The following is an 18,148-nucleotide window of genomic DNA, read 5'->3' as shown; positions in this document are numbered from 1 at the left end:
GCTCCCCCTGGCGCCGCGCTGGCCCGATCGCCCGCAAGGCGATCTCTTCGATAGCCGGGATAGTCAGTACCTATGCTTCGCCCCTTCGCCTCCATAATCTTAGCCAGCGCGGCGATCGCTGCGGTTGCCTTCGGCGCCGCGGCGGCCGAGCCGCTGCGCCTCGCCCAGGCCACGCCGCCCGCCAAGGCAAAGGCTGCGGCTGCGGCAGCGCCCCAGGCTGGCGCCGACGATTCGGCGCTGCGCCAGCGCATCGACCAGCTCGAAGCCCAGCTGGTGGATATGCAGGTCGTTATCGGCACACTCGAATCGCTCGCTCGCGGTGGTGGTGGCGCGGCACCGGCCGCCGACGGCGGCAGCTTCAGTGGCGGCGGCGGCGCCGATAGCGTCCGCATTGATGGCCTCGAAACACAGCTTCGCGCGCTGGCTGCCCAGGTCCAGCAGCTGACCGACCAGATGCGCGCCCTCGGCGGGCAGCCGCGTCGGTCCGATGCTGCGCCGATGCCGGACGCCGCGCCCGGCCAGACACCGCCCAGCCAAACCCCGCCCAGCGGATTTGCTTCGTCAGCCCCTGCAGCCGACGATCTTCGCTTCGGTTCGACGACGGTGACCGCCGCAACCGGCGACACCATCGGCGGCCTGATCGAGAACGACGCAGCCGCGACAGCTGCCGTCCCGACAGCGCCCGCAGCCCCTGCAACGCCCGGCGGCGCCGCGGCGAGCCCGGCACCCGAGATGGCAGCGCTCCCGCCGGCATTCGGCGCGGCAACGGCGCCCGGTGCCGACAACAACCCCGGCGGCGCCAAGCAGCTCTACGAGACCGCCTACGGCTATCTCATGCAGCGCGATTATTCTGCCGCCCAGGGCGCCTTCGAAGACTTTCTCAATCGCTACCCGCAGGATTCCCTCGCGGGCAACGCGCAGTATTGGCTCGGCGAAGCCCACTTCGTGCGCGGCGAGTTCAAGGCCGCCGCCAGTTCGTTCCTCAAGGGCTATCAGAATTACGCCGGCAACCCGCGTGCTGCCGACAGCCTCTTGAAGCTGGCAATGTCACTCGATCGTCTTGGCCAGAAGGACGCCGCCTGCTCATCGTTCGGTGAGCTGTCGACGCGTTTCCCCAATGCGCCGGAGAACGTCAAAATGCGCGCCAAGTCAGAGCGCCAGCGCATTGGCTGCAGCTGACGAGAACGCCGCTGCCTCGCGCAGCATCGGATCGGGAACGGGCGATCAGCCGGTTTCGGATCGCGAGCTTGATGCGCTCTTTGCGCCGCTCGCCCACTTCAAAGTCTTGATCCTCGCAGTATCCGGCGGCGCCGACAGCATGGCGCTGATGCTGCTCGCTCACCGTTGGCTCGCCGCCAGGTCCGATGCGCCCGAGACCATCGTCGCAACCGTCGATCACGGACTGCGCGCCCAGGCGCGCGCCGAAGCGGAACGGGTCGCAACCGAAGCGACAGCCCTCGGTTTCGACCCCGCGCTGCTGACCTGGTCGGGAGAAAAGCCGACGACCGGCATTCAGGATGCGGCCCGCGACGCCCGCTATCGTCTGCTGACCGAGTTCGCCAGCGCGGCTGGCAAAGGCCCCATCGCCATCGTCACCGCACACACCGAGGACGATCAGGCCGAAACGCTGCTGATGCGCCTGTCCCGCGGCAGCGGCCTGGATGGTCTTTCGGCCATGGCGCCGCTGCGAACCCTCGACGACGGCCCGGTCGAGGTGGTTCTGGCGCGACCGCTGCTGGCCATTCCCGGGGCGCGGTTGCGGGCAACCTTGCGTGCAGCCGGCCGCCCCTGGCTCGAAGACCCGAGCAATGACGCAGAGCGCTTCGAGCGCGTGCGCATCCGCAAGGCGCGGCAGACCCTCGCAGCGCTCGGCCTCTCCAATGCAAAGATGGCGCTCAGCGCACGGCGGCTGGCGCGCGCCAAGGAAGCCTTGGAGGCAGGCGTCGACGCTCTCCAGCGCGATGCGCATCTCGATCTGCACAAAGGCGCGTTCGCCAGTTTCGCGGCAGCCCCCTGGCACGCCGCGCCCGATGAATTGAAGCTCCGCCTTCTGGCGCGCTTGCTCCGCGCTTTCGGTGGGCAGGAACAGCCGCTGCGCATGTCCCAGCTCGAGCAGTTGCTCGCGCGCATGTCCGAGCCGGACTTCGAAGGTGCGACCCTTGCAGGCGCCGCAATTGCAAACCGCCGCCACCAGATTCATGTGCAACGCGAAGCCGGTCGCTCACCACTGCCTACAATGCAACTTGGCCCGGGAATGGTGGCAATCTGGGACCGCCGGTTCCGCGTCGCCATCGCCCGCGAGGGCGCCGAGCCGGTTTCAGTCCGGGCGCTCGGCGGCGAGGCTTATGCCAAGCTGCGGCGTAAGCTTAATGAAAAGACGGTCCAGTTGCCTGCCAGTGCCGCGGCAACGCTGCCCGCCTTCTGGCGCGGGACAGAGCTCATGTGTGTGCCCTTGTTCGCTGAGCTACCCGAAGCAAAGGCCCTGTGGCGGGGGTCCGCCGAACTCTATTCGGCCGAATTTCTTGGCTAGAGCCGTAAATCTACTGCGACCGTGAGGCAGTCGCCCTGTTTTTGGTCCCTCGTTAAGCTCCTGGGGAGCGAGAGGCGTGTAACTTGGCAACTGCGTGCCCGGCTCCTATGTTAACGCGAAGCTGCGAACGGCGCCTGGAGCCATCCAGGAAGCGGGTTGGGCGCAAGCCGTGTTCGCGTCCTTAAGGGAACGAAATGAACTCGAACTTTCAAAAGCTTGCCATATGGGTCGCGATCCTCGTCCTGCTCGCCGCTCTTTTCAACCTCTTCAATAATCCGACGCAGAGCCGGCGCGGCACCGACATTTCCTATTCAGAATTCCTGACGGCCGTCGACAGCGGCAACGTCTCCGACGCCACCATCGCCGGCAATCGTATCTACGGAACGATGCGCGACGGCGGCACCTCCTTCACGACGTATGCGCCCCAGGATCCAACCCTGGTTGAGCGCCTCGAGAAGAAGGGCATCAAGTTCCGCGCCCGTCCGTCCGATGAGGACGTTCCCTCCATCATGGGCATGCTGCTCAACTGGTTCCCCATGCTGCTCCTGATCGCAGTGTGGATCTTCTTCATGCGCCAGATGCAGTCGGGCTCCGGCCGGGCCATGGGCTTCGGCAAGTCGCGCGCCAAGTTGCTGACCGAGCGTCACGGTCGTGTCACCTTCGAGGACGTTGCCGGCGTCGACGAGGCCAAGGACGACCTGCAGGAGATCGTCGAGTTCCTGCGCGATCCGCAGAAGTTCCAGCGCCTCGGCGGCCGCATCCCGCGCGGCGCCCTTCTGGTCGGCCCTCCGGGCACCGGCAAGACGCTGCTCGCGCGGGCCATTGCCGGCGAGGCCAACGTTCCCTTCTTCACGATCTCGGGCTCTGACTTCGTCGAGATGTTCGTCGGCGTCGGCGCTTCGCGCGTGCGCGACATGTTCGAGCAGGCGAAGAAGAATGCGCCTTGCATCATCTTCATCGACGAAATCGACGCCGTCGGTCGTCACCGTGGCGCAGGCCTTGGCGGCGGCAACGACGAGCGCGAGCAGACGCTGAACCAGTTGCTGGTCGAGATGGACGGCTTCGAGGCGAACGAGGGCATCATCCTCATCGCCGCGACCAACCGCCCGGACGTTCTCGATCCCGCGCTGCTGCGTCCCGGCCGCTTCGACCGCCAGATCACCGTGCCGAACCCGGATGTCGCCGGCCGCGAAAAGATCTTGCGCGTGCACATGCGCAAGGTTCCCGTCGCGCCGAATGTCGATCCCAGGGTGCTCGCGCGTGGTACGCCGGGCTTCTCCGGTGCCGACCTCGCCAACCTCGTCAACGAGGCAGCGCTGCTGGCGGCTCGCCGCAACAAGCGTCTCGTGACGCAGTCGGAATTCGAAGATTCCAAGGACAAGGTCATGATGGGCGCCGAGCGCCGGTCGATGGCCATGACCGAGGAAGAGAAGCTCGCCACCGCCTACCACGAAGCAGGGCATGCGCTCGTCTCGCTCAAGGTTCCCGGCGGCGATCCGCTGCACAAGGTGACCATCATCCCGCGTGGCCGCGCCCTCGGCGTGACCATGAACCTGCCCGAGCGCGACAAGCTCAGCTACTCCAAGCAGTGGTGCGAAGCGCGTGTTGCCATGTCGTTCGGCGGCCGCGTCGCCGAGCAGGCCATCTATGGCAAGGAGCATCTCAACACCGGTGCCTCCAGCGACATCATGCAGGCGACCAACATCGCCCGCCGCATGGTGACCGAGTGGGGCATGAGCGAGAAGCTCGGCCCGCTGCTCTATAACGAGAACCAGCAGGAAGTCTTCCTCGGCCATGCCATCACGCAGCGCCAGAATATGTCGGAAGACACCGCGCGCCTGATCGACCAGGAGATCCGCCGCATCGTTACCGACGGTGAGAACAAGGCGCGTGAGGTGATCGAGACCTGCCGCCACGAGCTCGAGGCCATCACCCAGGCGTTGATGGAGTACGAGACCATCTCTGGCGACGAGGTTGCCGCCCTGATGCGTGGCGAGAAGATCGTGCGCAAGCCGGACGACGACCTGCCCAAGGGTGAGATGGGCGGCTCAGCCGTGCCGAGCGCAGGCGGCCGCCTGCGTCCCTCGGGCGGCGCTGGTCCCATGGAGCCCCAGCCCTCCTGACGCCCCCTTTGACCTGAGGGTTGCAAACGAACTAGAAGCGGCCGCGAACTCTTTCGCGGCCGCTTTGCTTTCCGGAGGGCAATACGCAGCATGCAGCGCTCGATCTATCTGCGCCCGGTCGGCATCTTCCCCGCGCCCGCCGACCCCGATGAAGCGACTTTCGCCGGCCTGCCGCTCGCCGGCCAGCCGCTGCGCTTCACCACCGTCGAGATCGCCGAGCGCCACGGCTCGCGCGTATCCCGCCGCATCGTCACCCTCGGTGATGCTGTCGAGCGCGACTGGGGCCGCGGCACCATCGACGCCGCCCGCGATCTAGAAGCGCTTTCCGCCCCCCGACCGCGCCTTGCAGGCCTGGCACTCGACCGTCCGCGCATCATGGGCATCGTCAACGTCACGCCCGATAGCTTCTCCGATGGCGGCCAGCACGACGAGGCGCAAAACGCCATCGCGCACGGCCTGAAGCTGGCAGAGGAGGGCGCCGAAATCCTCGACATCGGTGGTGAGTCGACCCGTCCTGGCGCCGACTACGTCCCCGTCGAGGAAGAGCTGCGCCGCGTGCTCCCCGTCATCGAAGGCCTGCGCGCGCGCACCGACGCGTTGATCTCCGTCGACACCCGCAAGGCCGAGGTCATGCGCCGCGCGGCCGCCGCGGGCGCCGACATCCTCAACGACGTCTCCGCCTTGACGCACGATCCCGAGGCAATGACCGCCGCCGCCGAAAGCGGGCTGCCGATCATCCTCATGCATGCGCAAGGCGACCCGCGCACTATGAACGACAACCCGCAATACTCCGATGTCGTGCTCGACGTGTTCGACTATCTGGAAGGCCGCATCCTGGTCTGCGAAGCGGCGGGCATTCCCCGCGCCAAGCTCATCACCGATCCCGGCATCGGCTTCGGCAAGCACCTGCACCACAACGTCGCCGTCATGGCGGCGCTGTCGCAATACCACGCGCTCGGCGTGCCGATGCTTCTGGGAGCCTCGCGCAAGAAGCTCATCGACCACATCTCCGACGTGCCGAACCCCCGCGACCGCGTCCCTGGATCGCTCGCCGCCGCCCTGGTCGGCGCCGCGCAAGGTGTTCAGATTATCCGCGTCCACGACGTCGCCGCCACCCGCCAGGCCCTCAATGTCTGGCGCGCGTCGGCGGCCGGCAGTGAGAAGGTCCTCGCCTGACCCATCTACGTTTTCGCTTTCGTTACCGAAGGAAAGGTAATTTGAGCGATCTCCAGATTGACGGGGCAGGGGCCGGCTGGCGAATTGGGTAAAACCCAGCCTGCCAGCCACGAATTGGTGGTGAGTGGTGAGGGTGGCGTATGCAATCTGCTTCGCGGAACGGTAAAGTGCCTGGCCGGCGCAACGGTAAGCCGGCGAGCTTGCGTAACGGGCCGTCACAGCCCAAGGCTATCTCCCGCTCGGTGCCGCAGGCGGTACAACCCGTGCCGACGCCGTCAATTCAAACGACCAAGGGGATCCCCATGTCGCGCCGCTACTTCGGTACCGACGGTATTCGCGGTCTCGCCAACAAGCATCCGATGACATCGGAGATTGCCCTCAAGGTGGGCATGGCCGCCGGCAAGATATTCCAGACCGGATCGAACTACCGCCACCGTGTCGTCATCGGCAAAGACACGCGCCTTTCCGGCTACATGCTTGAGGCGGCGCTGATGTCTGGCTTCACCGCCGTTGGCATGGACGTGTTTCTCTTAGGGCCGATGCCGACGCCCGCCGTTGCCATGCTGACGCGCTCGCTGCGCGCCGACCTCGGCGTCATGATCTCCGCCTCGCACAACCCCTTCGACGACAACGGCATCAAGCTGTTCGATCCCGATGGCTACAAGCTCTCCGACGACACCGAGCGCCGCATCGAAGATCTGATCGATTCCGACACCGGCAGCTTGCTCGCTCCCGCCAGCGCCATCGGCCGCGCCACCCGCGTTGAAAGCGCGCAGGAGCGCTACATCGAATTCGCCAAGCGCACGCTGCCGAAGAACCTGCGCCTGGACGGCCTGCGCATCGTCATCGATTGCGCCAATGGCGCCGGCTATAAAGTTGCTCCCGAAGCCCTGTGGGAGCTTGGCGCCGAGGTCGTGAAGATCGGCGTCGAACCCAATGGCCGCAACATCAACGACAAGTGCGGCTCCACCGCGCCGGACGCGCTGATCGCCAAGGTGCGCGAAGTACGCGCCGACATCGGCATCGCCCTCGATGGTGACGCCGACCGCGTCGTCATCGTCAACGAGAAGGGTGACATCGTCGACGGTGATCAGGTGATGGCCGTCATCGCCGAGGAATGGCATCGCGCTGGCAAGCTCACCGCCGGCGGCGTCGTCGCCACAGTCATGAGCAACCTCGGTCTCGAGCGTTATCTCAAGGGCCTCGGTCTCGACATGGTGCGCACGCCCGTTGGCGACCGCTACGTCGTCGAGCACATGCGCAAGCACGGTTATAACGTCGGTGGCGAGCAGTCAGGCCATATCGTCCTGTCCGATTACGTCACCACCGGTGACGGTCTCATCACCGCGCTGCAGCTTCTCGCCGTCGTCGTCTCCACTGGCTCTCCCGTCAGCGAAGTGACCAAGCGTTTCGAGCCGTTGCCGCAAATTCTCAAGAACGTCCGCTACGCGAACGGCAGCCCGCTCGAGGACACGCGCGTCGTCAAGGCAATCGACGCCGGTAAGGCCAAGCTCGGCGAAGCCGGTCGTCTCGTCATCCGCCCGTCCGGCACTGAGCCGGTCATTCGCGTCATGGCGGAAGGCGACGATGAACGCCTCGTTTCGACAGTCGTCGGAGACATCGTCGAAGCCGTGCGCGCCGCCGCTGCCGCCTGATCTTTTATTTCTCTCTCGAACGTGCAACTTGCGGCCTTGGGACAAGCTCTCGAGGCCGCAATCTTTTGCGCGCCGTTGCGCCGGTTAATGCGCAGTTAACGCCGTCAGAAACGAACTGTCCCAAAGCGAACCGGCAATTAAGCGGTCTTTAAACCTTCTTCCCCATAGTCCCTCGTTGAGCACGTATGGAGTTCGCCGCTCGCGCCCGCCCAGTCCGGCGGCCATGACGAATTCGAAGGGGAAGTACATGAATACCAATCGCAGTTCCTACGCGGTAGGCGCCGCGCTCGGGTCGGCTCTCGTGCTCGCCTTGTGCGCTCCTGCCAACGCAGCAGACATCTACGACGCAGGCCTCAAGGGCGGTTACGAGGTTGCCCCTCCGCCGCCGAGCGACCGCGGAATCTACATCAAGGGTTACATCGGCCAGGCCAATCCCGAGGTCGGCAATATGTGGAACGAGGTGTACGATAGCGGAAACTTTTCCGTCCAGGACCACGACATCAAGTCGAGCACGCTGTACGGCATCGGCGTCGGCTGGCAGGCACGCAGCTGGCTTCGCTTCGACGGAACGATTGAATATCGAGGAGATGCGCTTTTCCTTGGCAGCGATCTTTCTAACGCGCCAGGTACCAACGAATATACGGCCGACATCAAGAGCTGGCTTGGTCTCGCCAACGCCTACATCGATATGGGCAACTGGTGCGGATTCACGCCCTATGTCGGTGCCGGTATCGGTTTTGCGACCATCTCGGTGCAAGGCTTGCGGGACGATGGTCTCAGCTACGGCGCATTCGATAACAGCCCGAGCATCGCCTACGGCGCGGATAAGACAACGACCAACTTCGCCTATGCCTTTTACGCTGGCGCCAGCTTCGACGTCACCTCACAGGTTACGCTCGATCTGACCTATCGCTGGGCTAACCTCGGTAGTGCGGCGAGCGGACCCGTTACCGCCTACGACACTGATGTTGCGGCGTATTCCGGACAGCACATCAAGGACATCACCTCCAACGATGTGATGCTCGGCGTGCGCTACAAGCTGCAGCGTGAGCCCGTTTCCTACATGCCGGTGAAGTAATCGGCAGGCGCTCCCCATAAGGGGCGCCACTAGCAAGACTTGGTCGGGCTCAATCAATGGGCCCGGCCACAAACAGCCCGGCGTCGATCGAGGCTGCCTGAAGTCCAAGTTCGATTTCCTAGTTTGCTTACGCGTGAGACCGGCGCCAGGGAGGCGGACCGGTCTTAAAAAGCAGAGTTAGGACGTCGGGTGGGCTTCAAGGCCAGCCAGCCGTCAAGCAAGGATCGACGCAGATGCATCGCGCACTCAGCAGAATTTCGCTCGCCCTGGCGATCGCAGCCAGCATGGCCGCAGCCGCCTTGTCGCCCGCGTTGGCCGACGGCGACCCGTACTATTCCAACGGCATCAACCCCTCAGGTGTGCGCACGCCCGTGCCGGCTCCCATTCCGGTCGCCATCGAGGAAGCCGAATGGTACTTCCGCGGTGACTTCGCCGCTGGCTTCGGTGGCTCGCCTTCGGTCAACGTGCTCGGCACCAATCTCGTCGAGTCGATCTTCGGCTCATCGCAGTATTCGCAGAGCTTCGAGCCCTCTTTTACGGGCGGCGTCGGCGTCGGCTACATCTGGAGCCCCAACTGGCGCACAGACTTCACCGTCGATATTCACTCCATCATGCACGCCGAGCAGACCGGCAGCGGTGCCGTGACGTTCGATGGCACGGCGTTCCCCAACGGTCGCGCTGAAGACAAGACCAAGATGATGTCGACCATCCTGATGCTCAACGCCTACTACGACTTCCGCACTGGCTCGCCGTGGACGCCGTATATCGGCGCCGGCCTCGGCTTTGCCGTCAACCAGATCACGCAGAGCTACACCGAAAGCCAGGACTACTACGGCATCACAGCCAGCCAGCGCAGCACCGACGTTGCATTCGCTGCCGCGGCCATGGTCGGCGTCTCCTATGATTTCTCTTCCTTCTGGGCCATCGACGTGAACTACCGCTTCCTCCACATCGGCGGCTCTCAGGTCACGCTCGACGATATCGACCTGCCCACTTCTACGGTTGAGATCGGCGACCTCAACGAGCACCAGATCCGCGCCGGCTTCCGCTTCTACGTCAACTGAGCCCGGCGCACCGCGATCGCGTAGGGGTGGCCTCGTGCCACCCCTTTTGTTTTTGTGCTTCTGTTGACGCGCCCTCGCCCACGTACCTAGATGCGCGCGTCATGGCTGAAATCGATAAACCCACGCGGCGGCCGCAACGCCCGCTCTTCTCCAGTGGCCCGTGCGCCAAGCGCCCCGGCTGGACGCCTGATGTTCTGAGCGCGGCGCTGCTCGGCCGGTCGCATCGCTCCACGGCAGGAATTGCGCGCATCAAGCACGCGATCGATGCAACGCACGATCTGCTTCAACTGCCTTCCGACTATCGCGTCGCCATCGTGCCCGGTTCCGATACCGGCGCCTTCGAAATGGCGCTGTGGAACATGCTCGGCGCACGCGGTATCGATGTGCTCGCGTGGGAAGCTTTCGGCAAGCGCTGGGTCACCGACATCGTCGCCGAGCTCAGACCGAGCGATGTGCGCGTGCTGAATGCCGACTACGGCCACCTGCCGGATCTCTCCGCGGTCGATTTCAACCGCGATGTGATCTTCCCGTGGAACGGCACAGCGTCGGGCGTCCGCGTTCCCAATGGCGACTGGATCGCCGCCGACCGCCGCGGCCTCACCTTCGTCGACGCGACTTCCGCACTCTTCGCCCAGGACATCGACTGGTCCAAGGTCGATGTCGCCACGTTCTCCTGGCAGAAGGTGCTGGGCGGCGAGGCGGCACACGGCATGATCATTCTGTCGCCGCGTGCCATCGAGCGGCTGATATCGCATCGGGCGCCCTGGCCCATCCCCAAACTGTTTCGCCTCGTTGACGGCGGCAGGCTCGATGAATCAATCTTCGCCGGCGAGACGATCAACACGCCCTCCATGCTGTGCGTCGAGGATTATCTGGATGCGCTGGGCTGGGCACACTCTGTCGGTGGGCTCACCGCCCTGCGCCAGCGTGCCGATGCAAACGCTGCAGTCCTGTTCGACTGGATCGCGCGCACACCGTGGATCGCAAACCTCGCCGCCGATCCGGCGACGCGCTCGAACACGTCCATCTGCATGCGCTTCACTCAAGTCGCCGGCGGCACTCCCGCTGAGCGCAACGTCGCCGGCCGCATGACGGCGCTCCTTGCCGACGACGGCGTCGCCTACGACATCGGCGCCTACCGCACCGCCCCTCCCGGACTGCGGATCTGGTGCGGCGCAACGGTGGAACGCGCCGACCTGGAGGCGCTCCTGCCTTGGCTCGATTGGGCCTACAGCAAGGCTTTGGGCCAACAGAATTAACGCCGCTCGTGGCCGCGCCGCCGGCGGTCATAATTCAGACGTGAAACGCCCCCACTCGTCTGGGCGGGGCACCCCGGTGATTTGGGGCATTGGATCGAGAATAGGGATGGGGCAAACGATGCGCACCGCTGCCGCGATTATTGGCGCCGTGGTTCTAGGCGTCCTCGCAGGACCGGCGATGGCGGCCGAAATTCCAGTTACCTCACACATAGAGTCGGTGACGGTCTTCCCGTCCGGCGCCGAGGCCACCCGCGCCGCGCGGCTCGCCCTTGAGAAGGGCGAACACACACTGGTGCTCACCGATCTGCCGGCCGAAGTCGTCCCTGGCTCTATTCGCGTTGACGGCAAGGCAACAGCCGGCCTCGACATTCAGTCCGTCGACACGCGCCGCCGCTACATTCCGCGCGCCGACCAGGCCGCCCTGCAGGCCGAGCGCAAGAGCATCGAGGACGAGATCGAGAAGCAGCGCGATGAGCGCGGTCTCATCCAGGGCCAGCAGGACGCCGCGCAGACGCAAAAGATGCTGCTGCAGAATCTCGCCCAGCTTCCCGCGCGCCCGCAGCCCGAGCAAGGCCAACCGGCACCGGGCGCCGTAGCTCCGCCGCAGACCGACTGGCAGCAGGTCCTCTCGCTCATCGGCACAGGCATGGTCGATGCGCAGCGTTCCGCGCTCGATGCCGAAGTGAAACAGCGCGACCTCGACCGCCGCATCGAGGAACTGGAAAAGAAGCTCTCTGCGCTGGCGCCCGGACGCGTCGAGCAGACGGAAGTCAAAGTCTACGTTGTCGCCGCAGCACCCCTCGAAGCCGACCTCACCGTGCGCTATCAGGTGCCCAATGCCAGCTGGAGCCCGCGCTATGACGCGCGGCTCGTCACCGGCTCCAAGACCGCACCGCCCGTCCTCGAGCTGGCGCGCCGCGCCGACATCATCCAGCGCACGGGCGAGAGCTGGGACGGCGTTGCTCTGCTGCTGTCGACCACGCGTCCAACCGCCAATGCCTCGGCACCCTCCATCGATACCGTGACGATCGATTTTGCGCCCGAGCCGCAAGCTGCGGCCCTCGCCCTCGCCCCGCCCCCTCCGATGCCGGTGATGGAAGCCGAAGAAGCAGCTCCCCGGCGCATGAAGAAGCTCGCGATGGGACGCGATGCCGACGTGCGCGCTCCCGCTCCCGTCGACATCGCCGAGCAGGGCGCCGCTGCGGCCATCGCACCCTTCCAGGCGGTCTTCACCGTACCCGGCCGCCTGACCGTGCCCTCGACGGGCGAAAGCAAGCGCGTCTTCCTGCAACAGGATCAGATCGAGCCGACCCTCACCGTCCGCACGGTGCCCAAGCTCGACGCCAAAGCCTACCTTTACGCCAAGCTCGTGCTACCCAAGGGATCGCCCGTGCTGCCCGGTGCCGTGTCGCTGTTCCGCGACGGCACCTTCGTCGGCTCAGGCGCTCTGCCCGCGCTCGCCGCCGGCGAGGACTACGAATTGGGCTTCGGCGCCGACGATCAGGTCCGCGTGCGCCATGCCATCGCCGACGAGAAGCGCGGCGAGACCGGGCTGATTTCATCGGCCAAGACCGACAGCCGCAATTTCCGCATCACCGTTAAGAATATGCACGAGCGGGCCGTGGACCTCGTTGTCCAGGACCAGATCCCCGTCTCGCGCAACGACGAGATCAAGGTCGAATATGTTGGCCCCACTCCGACCGAGAAGGACATCGACGGCAAGCGCGGGGTCATCGCCTTTAAATCCAAGCTGAACCCCGAGGAAGAGCGCCAGATCGAGTTCGGCTACCGCGTCATCTGGCCCGGTGCCCGCGCCATCGTCTACCAATAGGCCGGATTTCCGCCCTTTCCGCCCCCCACCGGCCAGGTTGGGCCTTCAGGAGGGGGTTGGCAGGAGCGAATCTGCGCTATAAGGCCCTGAATGGCCCCGGAGCCCGTTCCGGGGCCAAGTCGTGAGTGGGACTTGAGATGGCGAACGTCACGGTGGTCGGCGCCCAGTGGGGCGACGAGGGCAAAGGCAAGGTCGTTGATTGGCTATCGGAACGCGCCGACATCGTCGTGCGCTTCCAGGGCGGCCATAACGCCGGTCACACACTGGTCATCGGCGACAAGACCTTCAAGCTGTCGCTGCTGCCATCCGGCGTCGTTCGCCCCGGCAAGCTTGGCGTCATCGGCAATGGCGTGGTCGTCGATCCCTGGGCGCTGTGCGCCGAGATCGAGAAGCTCGGCACGCAGGGCGTTTCCGTCACCCGCGAAAATCTTCGCATCGCCGGCAACGCCACGCTCATCCTTCCGCTGCACCGTGAGCTTGACGTCATGCGCGAAGAAGCGGCGGGCGCCGGCAAGATCGGCACCACCGGGCGCGGCATCGGTCCCGCTTACGAAGACAAGGTCGGCCGCCGTGCAATCCGCGTGCAGGATCTCCGCAACACCGCAACGCTGGGCGACAAGGTCGATCGCATCCTCGTGCACCACAACGCGCTGCGCCGCGGCCTTGGGCAGCCCGAGGTCTCGCGCGAGGCTCTGCTCTCCGAGCTGAGCGAGATCGCGCCGAAAATTCTGCCTTTCACCGACGTGACCTGGGACTTGCTCGACACCGAGCGCCGCGCCGGCAAGCGCATCCTGTTCGAGGGCGCGCAAGGTGCTCTGCTCGACATCGACCACGGCACCTATCCGTTCGTCACCTCGTCGAACACCGTTGCAGCCCAGGCCGCAACAGGCTCAGGCATGGGGCCGCGCAGCATCGGTTACGTGCTCGGCATCGCCAAAGCCTATACGACCCGCGTCGGCTCCGGTCCGTTCCCCACCGAGCTGACCGACGAGATCGGCAATCGCATCGGCGAGCGCGGCCGTGAGTTCGGCACCGTCACCGGCCGCAAGCGTCGCTGCGGCTGGTTCGACGCCACGCTCGTTCGCCAGACCCTGAAAATCGCCGGCATCGACGGCATTGCTCTCACCAAGCTCGACGTGCTCGACGGCTTCGATGAGATCAAGGTCGGCGTCGGCTACATGCTCGACGGCGAGCGCATCGATCGGCTGCCCGCCGGCAGCGGCGCCCAGGCGCGCGTCACTCCGATCTACGAGACGCTACCCGGCTGGTCGCAGTCGACCTACGGCGCCCGCTCCTGGAGTGAGCTCCCTGCCCAGGCGGTGAAATACGTGCGCTACATCGAGGAACTGATCGAGCGCCCGGTGACCATGCTCTCGACCAGCCCGGAGCGTGAGGACACCATCCTCATGAAGGACCCGTTCGCCGACTGAGGCACGCCTCAAGTCGGCGGCGGCAGCGCGTCGTAACAGGGCACATCCTCGGTGGTGATGTCCCAGAGCGGCTGCGAGCGCTTGAAGATCACCACGTCCGCATCGAACCACGCGTGATTATCGAACGCGCCGGCTACCACGCCGATGATGCCCGGGCGCCCTGTCGTCTCGCTGAAGAGCCGGCTGCCGCAGTTGGGACAGAAATGCCGCGTCACGGCATTACCGCTGTCCGCTGTCACGCTATGCGTTTTCGTCTCGCCGGAGACCGCAATGTCATCGCGCTTGAAACGGGCGATAGACAAATGCCCGCTGCCAGATACGCGCTGACAGTCGGTGCAGTGGCACTGGACCATGAGGAGAGGCGGCGTCGAAGCGGTAAACGTCACTGCGCCGCAAAGACAGCGCCCGTCCGCAAATTTTCCCGTCACGTCCGCCTCCATTGACGCCACGCCGCGACACTAGAAGCGGCTGCGCACAAATTCAATCGGAGGGGGAGGGCTGGATGGGACACTCACCACACTTGCTGTGTAGCGAGTGTCCCGCCCAATGGTGGACCCGCGCCTCGACGAGGGAATGGGGGGGAGGGGAGGCGAGGCTCAAGTCCGCCCGAATAACGAGCTGGGTCAGTGTTCGGTTCCCGGTCTGCGCCAAATAACTAGCGGTCCTTCATGGCTCATCCCAAAAGCAACTTGAAATCAAGGCACAAGGCGACTGCTCAGAAGCGCGAAAAATGCATCCACCGTTCTACCAATGCAGCACGCCGAACAGGTGCAGCAGGACGATCACGCTGATCGGAACGCCAAACAGCCAGAGCAAGAGATCGCGGGCCATAACGAGAACTCCTTCGTTTCTGTCGCCGGAAAACACCGATACGACCAAAAGAGTTCCGCTGAAGGGTGAGGTGCGCCGATGGACGAAGGCGCACGTAACGAGCGCGATCCCGGCTTGCTATTGCTTCTCGGGGAAAAGCTGCATCGCTTCGGCCGATAATGCGCCGCCTGTGATCTCAATCGCTAGGAAAGGCGTTGCCTTGGCGATCTGCGCCGATGTGATGTCGATCTGCCCGATGCGCGTCGCCAGCTCGCTGATCGACGCCGCAAATACCATGCGCTTGAAGCGGCACCAGATGATTGCCCCCATGCACATCACGCACGGCTCGCCCGACGTATAGAGCGTCGCGTCCTGAAACTCCTGAGGACTGTGGTTCTTGAGGAAGTGGCGTATGGCCATCATCTCGCCGTGCGCGGTCGGATCGTGCAGCCGCTTCCCGCTGTTGAAGCCCTCGGCAACGACCTTCCCATCGCGGACGATCACCGCGCCGAATGGAAAGTCGCCCAGCTTGGCCTGTTCGATGGCGAGCTGCATGAAGTGCTGATCCTCGGCCAGCACCGGTGTCATCACCGCACGCGCCTCGGTCTTGAGACTAAGCGCCTGCGCCGCCAGCAGCACACCGCTTCCACCCAGCAACGTCCGTCTGTCCATGGCACCGCTCCCGCTCGAATTTGATCGGCAGGATACTAGAGGCGGTGGAATGAAGAAGATCGAAAACTAGCCGGGAACGCCGGCTACCAGCCCGCACATCTCCGCCATCGCACCATCCGCCAGCTCTGCCGCGAGCAGGCGCTGCGGATTGACCGGCCCAGGCATCGCGATCTGTCCCGGCGGCACCGGACGAAATCCGAACCGCCCGTAATAGGGCTCGTCGCCGACCAGCAGCACCAGGCGCTGGCCGTCGACTTTCGCTGCCTCGATCACCTCGGCAATGAGACGCTTTCCAAAGCCCTGTCCGGCGAAATCGGGATCGACCACGAGCGGTCCGAGCAGCAGCGCGCCCTCCGCACCACCGATGGAGATGGGAGTCATGCGCACGGCTGCGATCAACCGGTCGCCCAGGTATGTCGCCCGGCAATAACGCGAGATCGCCGGTGTGCCCTCACGCACGCGATAAGCCGTGCGCACAAAACGACCGGGACCGAACGTCTTGGCGTGTAGCTCGGAGATGGCGGGAAGATCGGCCGGTGTCACAGACCGGCTGGTGAACTGAGGTGACATGGGCGTCGAAGCCTTCGAGGCGAGCCGTCCGGCATCAGCCGTTTGGCCCAGTTGCGGCAAAGGAAATCAGGCACGGGCGGAACGCATAAGCGCACCGCCTCGTCGCAATTCACAGCCTCGGAGCCATCTCAGCATCATGGGCGCCGTTTAGCATGGGGCAGGAAAAGGGTCTAGCGGCATTGAGGTCTCAGCGCCCGCGCTCGCGTCGGCGCCCGCCCTCACCACATGCGGCTGCGCGGCATGTTTAAGAGGATCTCATCCAGCCGCCGCCCGGTGCCCGGGTTGATATCCTCCGGCAACTGATCGGGCGCGAAACGCCGCTGCTCGGCAATTTCGTGGTTGGGTTCGGGAACGCGCGTTTGCTGCCAGTCACGCGCGATGAACAGCGCCACGTGATCGTTCGGAAATACTCTGGCGTTCGAGTAGATGGCGAACAGCTCCGGAGGCCCCGTCAGAGCAACGCCGGCCTCTTCTCCAACTTCACGCTCTAGCGCTTCGTCGACCGTCTCGCCACGCTCCACGCCCCCGCCCGGAAAGTGCCAGCCCTTGCGATAGGTGTGGCGTATGAGAAGAATGCGCCCTTGCGGATCGATCAGCACGGCCTGCACACCGAATGTCAGTCCACGCGACAGCCGCCAGTAGCGCTGCAAAATTTTAGTAACGACCTTCGTTGGCAGCAACGCACTGCTCCTTTTGCGCGACTTTTCGCGCACGCTGCACCGGGTGGTATTCGCGCGGCCCGTGTTAGGCTCCCGCGCGCTATTCTGCCAATCGCAGATTAACACTGGCCGACCACTATGGACCGATGACCGAAACGATAACGCTCGCCCACGTGTCGGATGTGCATCTTTCGCCTGTCGCCGGGCTGACGCTGCGCCACCTCAACGTCAAACGCGGCCTTGGCTACGTCAATTGGCGGCGCAAGCGCCAGCAGACGCATCATCGCGACGTGCTCGATGTGATCATGGCCGACATGAAGGCGAATGCGCCCGATCACATTGCCGTCACGGGCGACCTCATCAATCTAGGCTTGCCTGCCGAATATGAGACGGCAGCAGCCTGGCTGCATAGCGTCGGCACGCCGCAAGACGTGACGGTCATACCCGGCAACCACGATATTTACACCACGCTGCGCAACGACCCGGGCGTGATGCGCTGGGCCGACTACATGAACGCCGACGCCTGGGGCGCGAAGTACACTTCGGCGACCCGGAATGAGCTCGCCTTTCCATTCGTGCGGCGCGTCGGACCTGTCGCGCTCGTCGGATTGAACTCCGCCGTCGAGACACCGCCGTTCGTCGCCGCCGGCGAATTGGGTGCACGTCAGCTCGCAGCGCTCGATGCGCTGCTGCCCCAGCTCGAAGCCGAAGGCATGATCCGCGTCGTGCTGATCCATCATCCCCCGCTGCCCGGCCAGGCGCCGCCACGCCGTGCCTTGCGCGATGCTGCAGCGCTGTCGCAAATCCTCGCGCGTCGCGGCGCCGAATTGGTGCTGCATGGCCATAACCACACCGACAGCCATATGGACTTCGCGCGTCTCCCCGAGATGGGCGGCGCCAGTGTGCCCGTCATTGGCATTGCATCGGGATCGGCGGTACGTACGCACAAGCACGAGCCGCTCGGCCGCTACAACTTGCTGCGCATTGGACGTATCGATGGACGCCCGCACATCGAGTGCACCACGCGCGGCATTGCAGTGGGCGGCAACGCAGTCGTGCAAATCGAACGCAAGCTGTTGACCTGATCTCCACGCCAACGCGTGCATTGCGCCGTTCTCAGCACGACGTTGGCGCGCTTTGTTGTCGCATGGAGAAGTGCAAATTCCGCCGCAAAAGCCGCGCTTTGACTGTCGCTGCATAATGCGTGCGCAATAACAGTTACCCGCTCGGCGTCTTGCCCAAATCTATGGCGCCAATGTCACGCATGCACGCTGACGTGCATATTGAGCGG

16 protein-coding genes are annotated in these 18,148 nt (G+C 64.8%); 11 read left to right on the top strand and 5 right to left on the bottom strand.

Annotated features, from left to right (window positions below):
• The first annotated feature begins 72 nt into the window (after positions 1–72).
• The 10 genes from ybgF to NDB2M4_RS13880 all read left to right on the top strand — a co-directional run bounded on the left by ybgF (position 73) and on the right by NDB2M4_RS13880 (position 14,146).
• Positions 73–1,179: a tol-pal system protein YbgF gene (ybgF, locus tag NDB2M4_RS13925; RefSeq protein ID WP_072376091.1), complete on the top strand. Its 1,107-nt coding sequence runs from the start codon at positions 73–75 to the stop codon at positions 1,177–1,179.
• Positions 1,166–2,530 carry a tRNA lysidine(34) synthetase TilS gene (gene tilS, locus NDB2M4_RS13920; protein ID WP_171988105.1) on the top strand — a complete coding sequence of 455 codons (1,365 nt, stop codon included), beginning with the start codon at positions 1,166–1,168 and terminating at the stop codon, positions 2,528–2,530. Before ybgF ends, tilS begins: the two co-directional genes overlap by 14 nt.
• A gap of 194 nt (positions 2,531–2,724) precedes the next feature.
• On the top strand, positions 2,725–4,653 hold the full coding sequence (gene ftsH, locus NDB2M4_RS13915) for an ATP-dependent zinc metalloprotease FtsH (RefSeq protein WP_072376090.1): 1,929 nt from the start codon (positions 2,725–2,727) through the stop codon (positions 4,651–4,653).
• Between the two features lie 90 nt (positions 4,654–4,743).
• A complete protein-coding gene (gene folP, locus NDB2M4_RS13910) occupies positions 4,744–5,829 on the top strand; it encodes a dihydropteroate synthase (protein ID WP_072376089.1) in 1,086 nt (361 codons plus the stop codon).
• Between the two features lie 302 nt (positions 5,830–6,131).
• On the top strand, positions 6,132–7,484 hold the full coding sequence (gene glmM, locus NDB2M4_RS13905; RefSeq protein ID WP_072376088.1) for a phosphoglucosamine mutase: 1,353 nt from the start codon (positions 6,132–6,134) through the stop codon (positions 7,482–7,484).
• A 247-nt stretch (positions 7,485–7,731) separates the two neighbouring features.
• Complete coding sequence (locus tag NDB2M4_RS13900) at positions 7,732–8,562, top strand: outer membrane protein (protein WP_072376087.1); 831 nt, start codon at positions 7,732–7,734, stop codon at positions 8,560–8,562.
• A gap of 233 nt (positions 8,563–8,795) precedes the next feature.
• Entirely contained in the window at positions 8,796–9,626 is an 831-nt protein-coding gene (locus NDB2M4_RS13895) for an outer membrane protein (RefSeq protein ID WP_072376086.1), read from the top strand.
• A 101-nt stretch (positions 9,627–9,727) separates the two neighbouring features.
• Complete coding sequence (locus NDB2M4_RS13890) at positions 9,728–10,885, top strand: phosphoserine transaminase (protein ID WP_072376085.1); 1,158 nt, start codon at positions 9,728–9,730, stop codon at positions 10,883–10,885.
• Positions 10,886–11,003: 118 nt separating this feature from the next.
• On the top strand, positions 11,004–12,716 hold the full coding sequence (locus NDB2M4_RS13885) for a mucoidy inhibitor MuiA family protein (RefSeq protein ID WP_072376369.1): 1,713 nt from the start codon (positions 11,004–11,006) through the stop codon (positions 12,714–12,716).
• Positions 12,717–12,853: 137 nt separating this feature from the next.
• Entirely contained in the window at positions 12,854–14,146 is a 1,293-nt protein-coding gene (locus tag NDB2M4_RS13880) for an adenylosuccinate synthase (protein ID WP_072376084.1), read from the top strand.
• 8 nt (positions 14,147–14,154) lie between these two features.
• Here the strand turns inward: NDB2M4_RS13880 and NDB2M4_RS13875 are convergent, their stop codons facing one another.
• The 5 genes from NDB2M4_RS13875 to NDB2M4_RS13860 form a co-directional block, all read right to left on the bottom strand.
• Positions 14,155–14,574: a GFA family protein gene (locus NDB2M4_RS13875; RefSeq protein ID WP_072376367.1), complete on the bottom strand. Its 420-nt coding sequence runs from the start codon at positions 14,572–14,574 to the stop codon at positions 14,155–14,157.
• Between the two features lie 316 nt (positions 14,575–14,890).
• A complete protein-coding gene (locus tag NDB2M4_RS20605; protein WP_280173537.1) occupies positions 14,891–15,025 on the bottom strand; it encodes a hypothetical protein in 135 nt (44 codons plus the stop codon).
• A gap of 69 nt (positions 15,026–15,094) precedes the next feature.
• The gene (locus tag NDB2M4_RS13870; RefSeq protein WP_083556362.1) at positions 15,095–15,628 is read right to left on the bottom strand and encodes a nucleoside deaminase; all 534 of its coding nucleotides are present in this window, start codon (positions 15,626–15,628) and stop codon (positions 15,095–15,097) included.
• Between the two features lie 66 nt (positions 15,629–15,694).
• Positions 15,695–16,198: a GNAT family N-acetyltransferase gene (locus NDB2M4_RS13865; protein WP_072376363.1), complete on the bottom strand. Its 504-nt coding sequence runs from the start codon at positions 16,196–16,198 to the stop codon at positions 15,695–15,697.
• Between the two features lie 218 nt (positions 16,199–16,416).
• Positions 16,417–16,878 (bottom strand): NUDIX domain-containing protein, encoded by a 462-nt coding sequence (locus NDB2M4_RS13860; RefSeq protein WP_072376083.1) that lies wholly within the window; start codon positions 16,876–16,878, stop codon positions 16,417–16,419.
• A gap of 125 nt (positions 16,879–17,003) precedes the next feature.
• Between NDB2M4_RS13860 and NDB2M4_RS13855 the strand changes: the two genes are divergently transcribed.
• Positions 17,004–17,942 carry a metallophosphoesterase family protein gene (locus NDB2M4_RS13855; RefSeq protein WP_072376082.1) on the top strand — a complete coding sequence of 313 codons (939 nt, stop codon included), beginning with the start codon at positions 17,004–17,006 and terminating at the stop codon, positions 17,940–17,942.
• Positions 17,943–18,148 lie beyond the last annotated feature (206 nt).

This window comes from Hyphomicrobium sp. NDB2Meth4 (genome assembly GCF_900117445.1).
Classification (GTDB): domain Bacteria; phylum Pseudomonadota; class Alphaproteobacteria; order Rhizobiales; family Hyphomicrobiaceae; genus Hyphomicrobium_A.
Note: the sequence above shows the minus strand (reverse complement) of the source record. Positions and strands in the feature narration are given on the sequence as shown.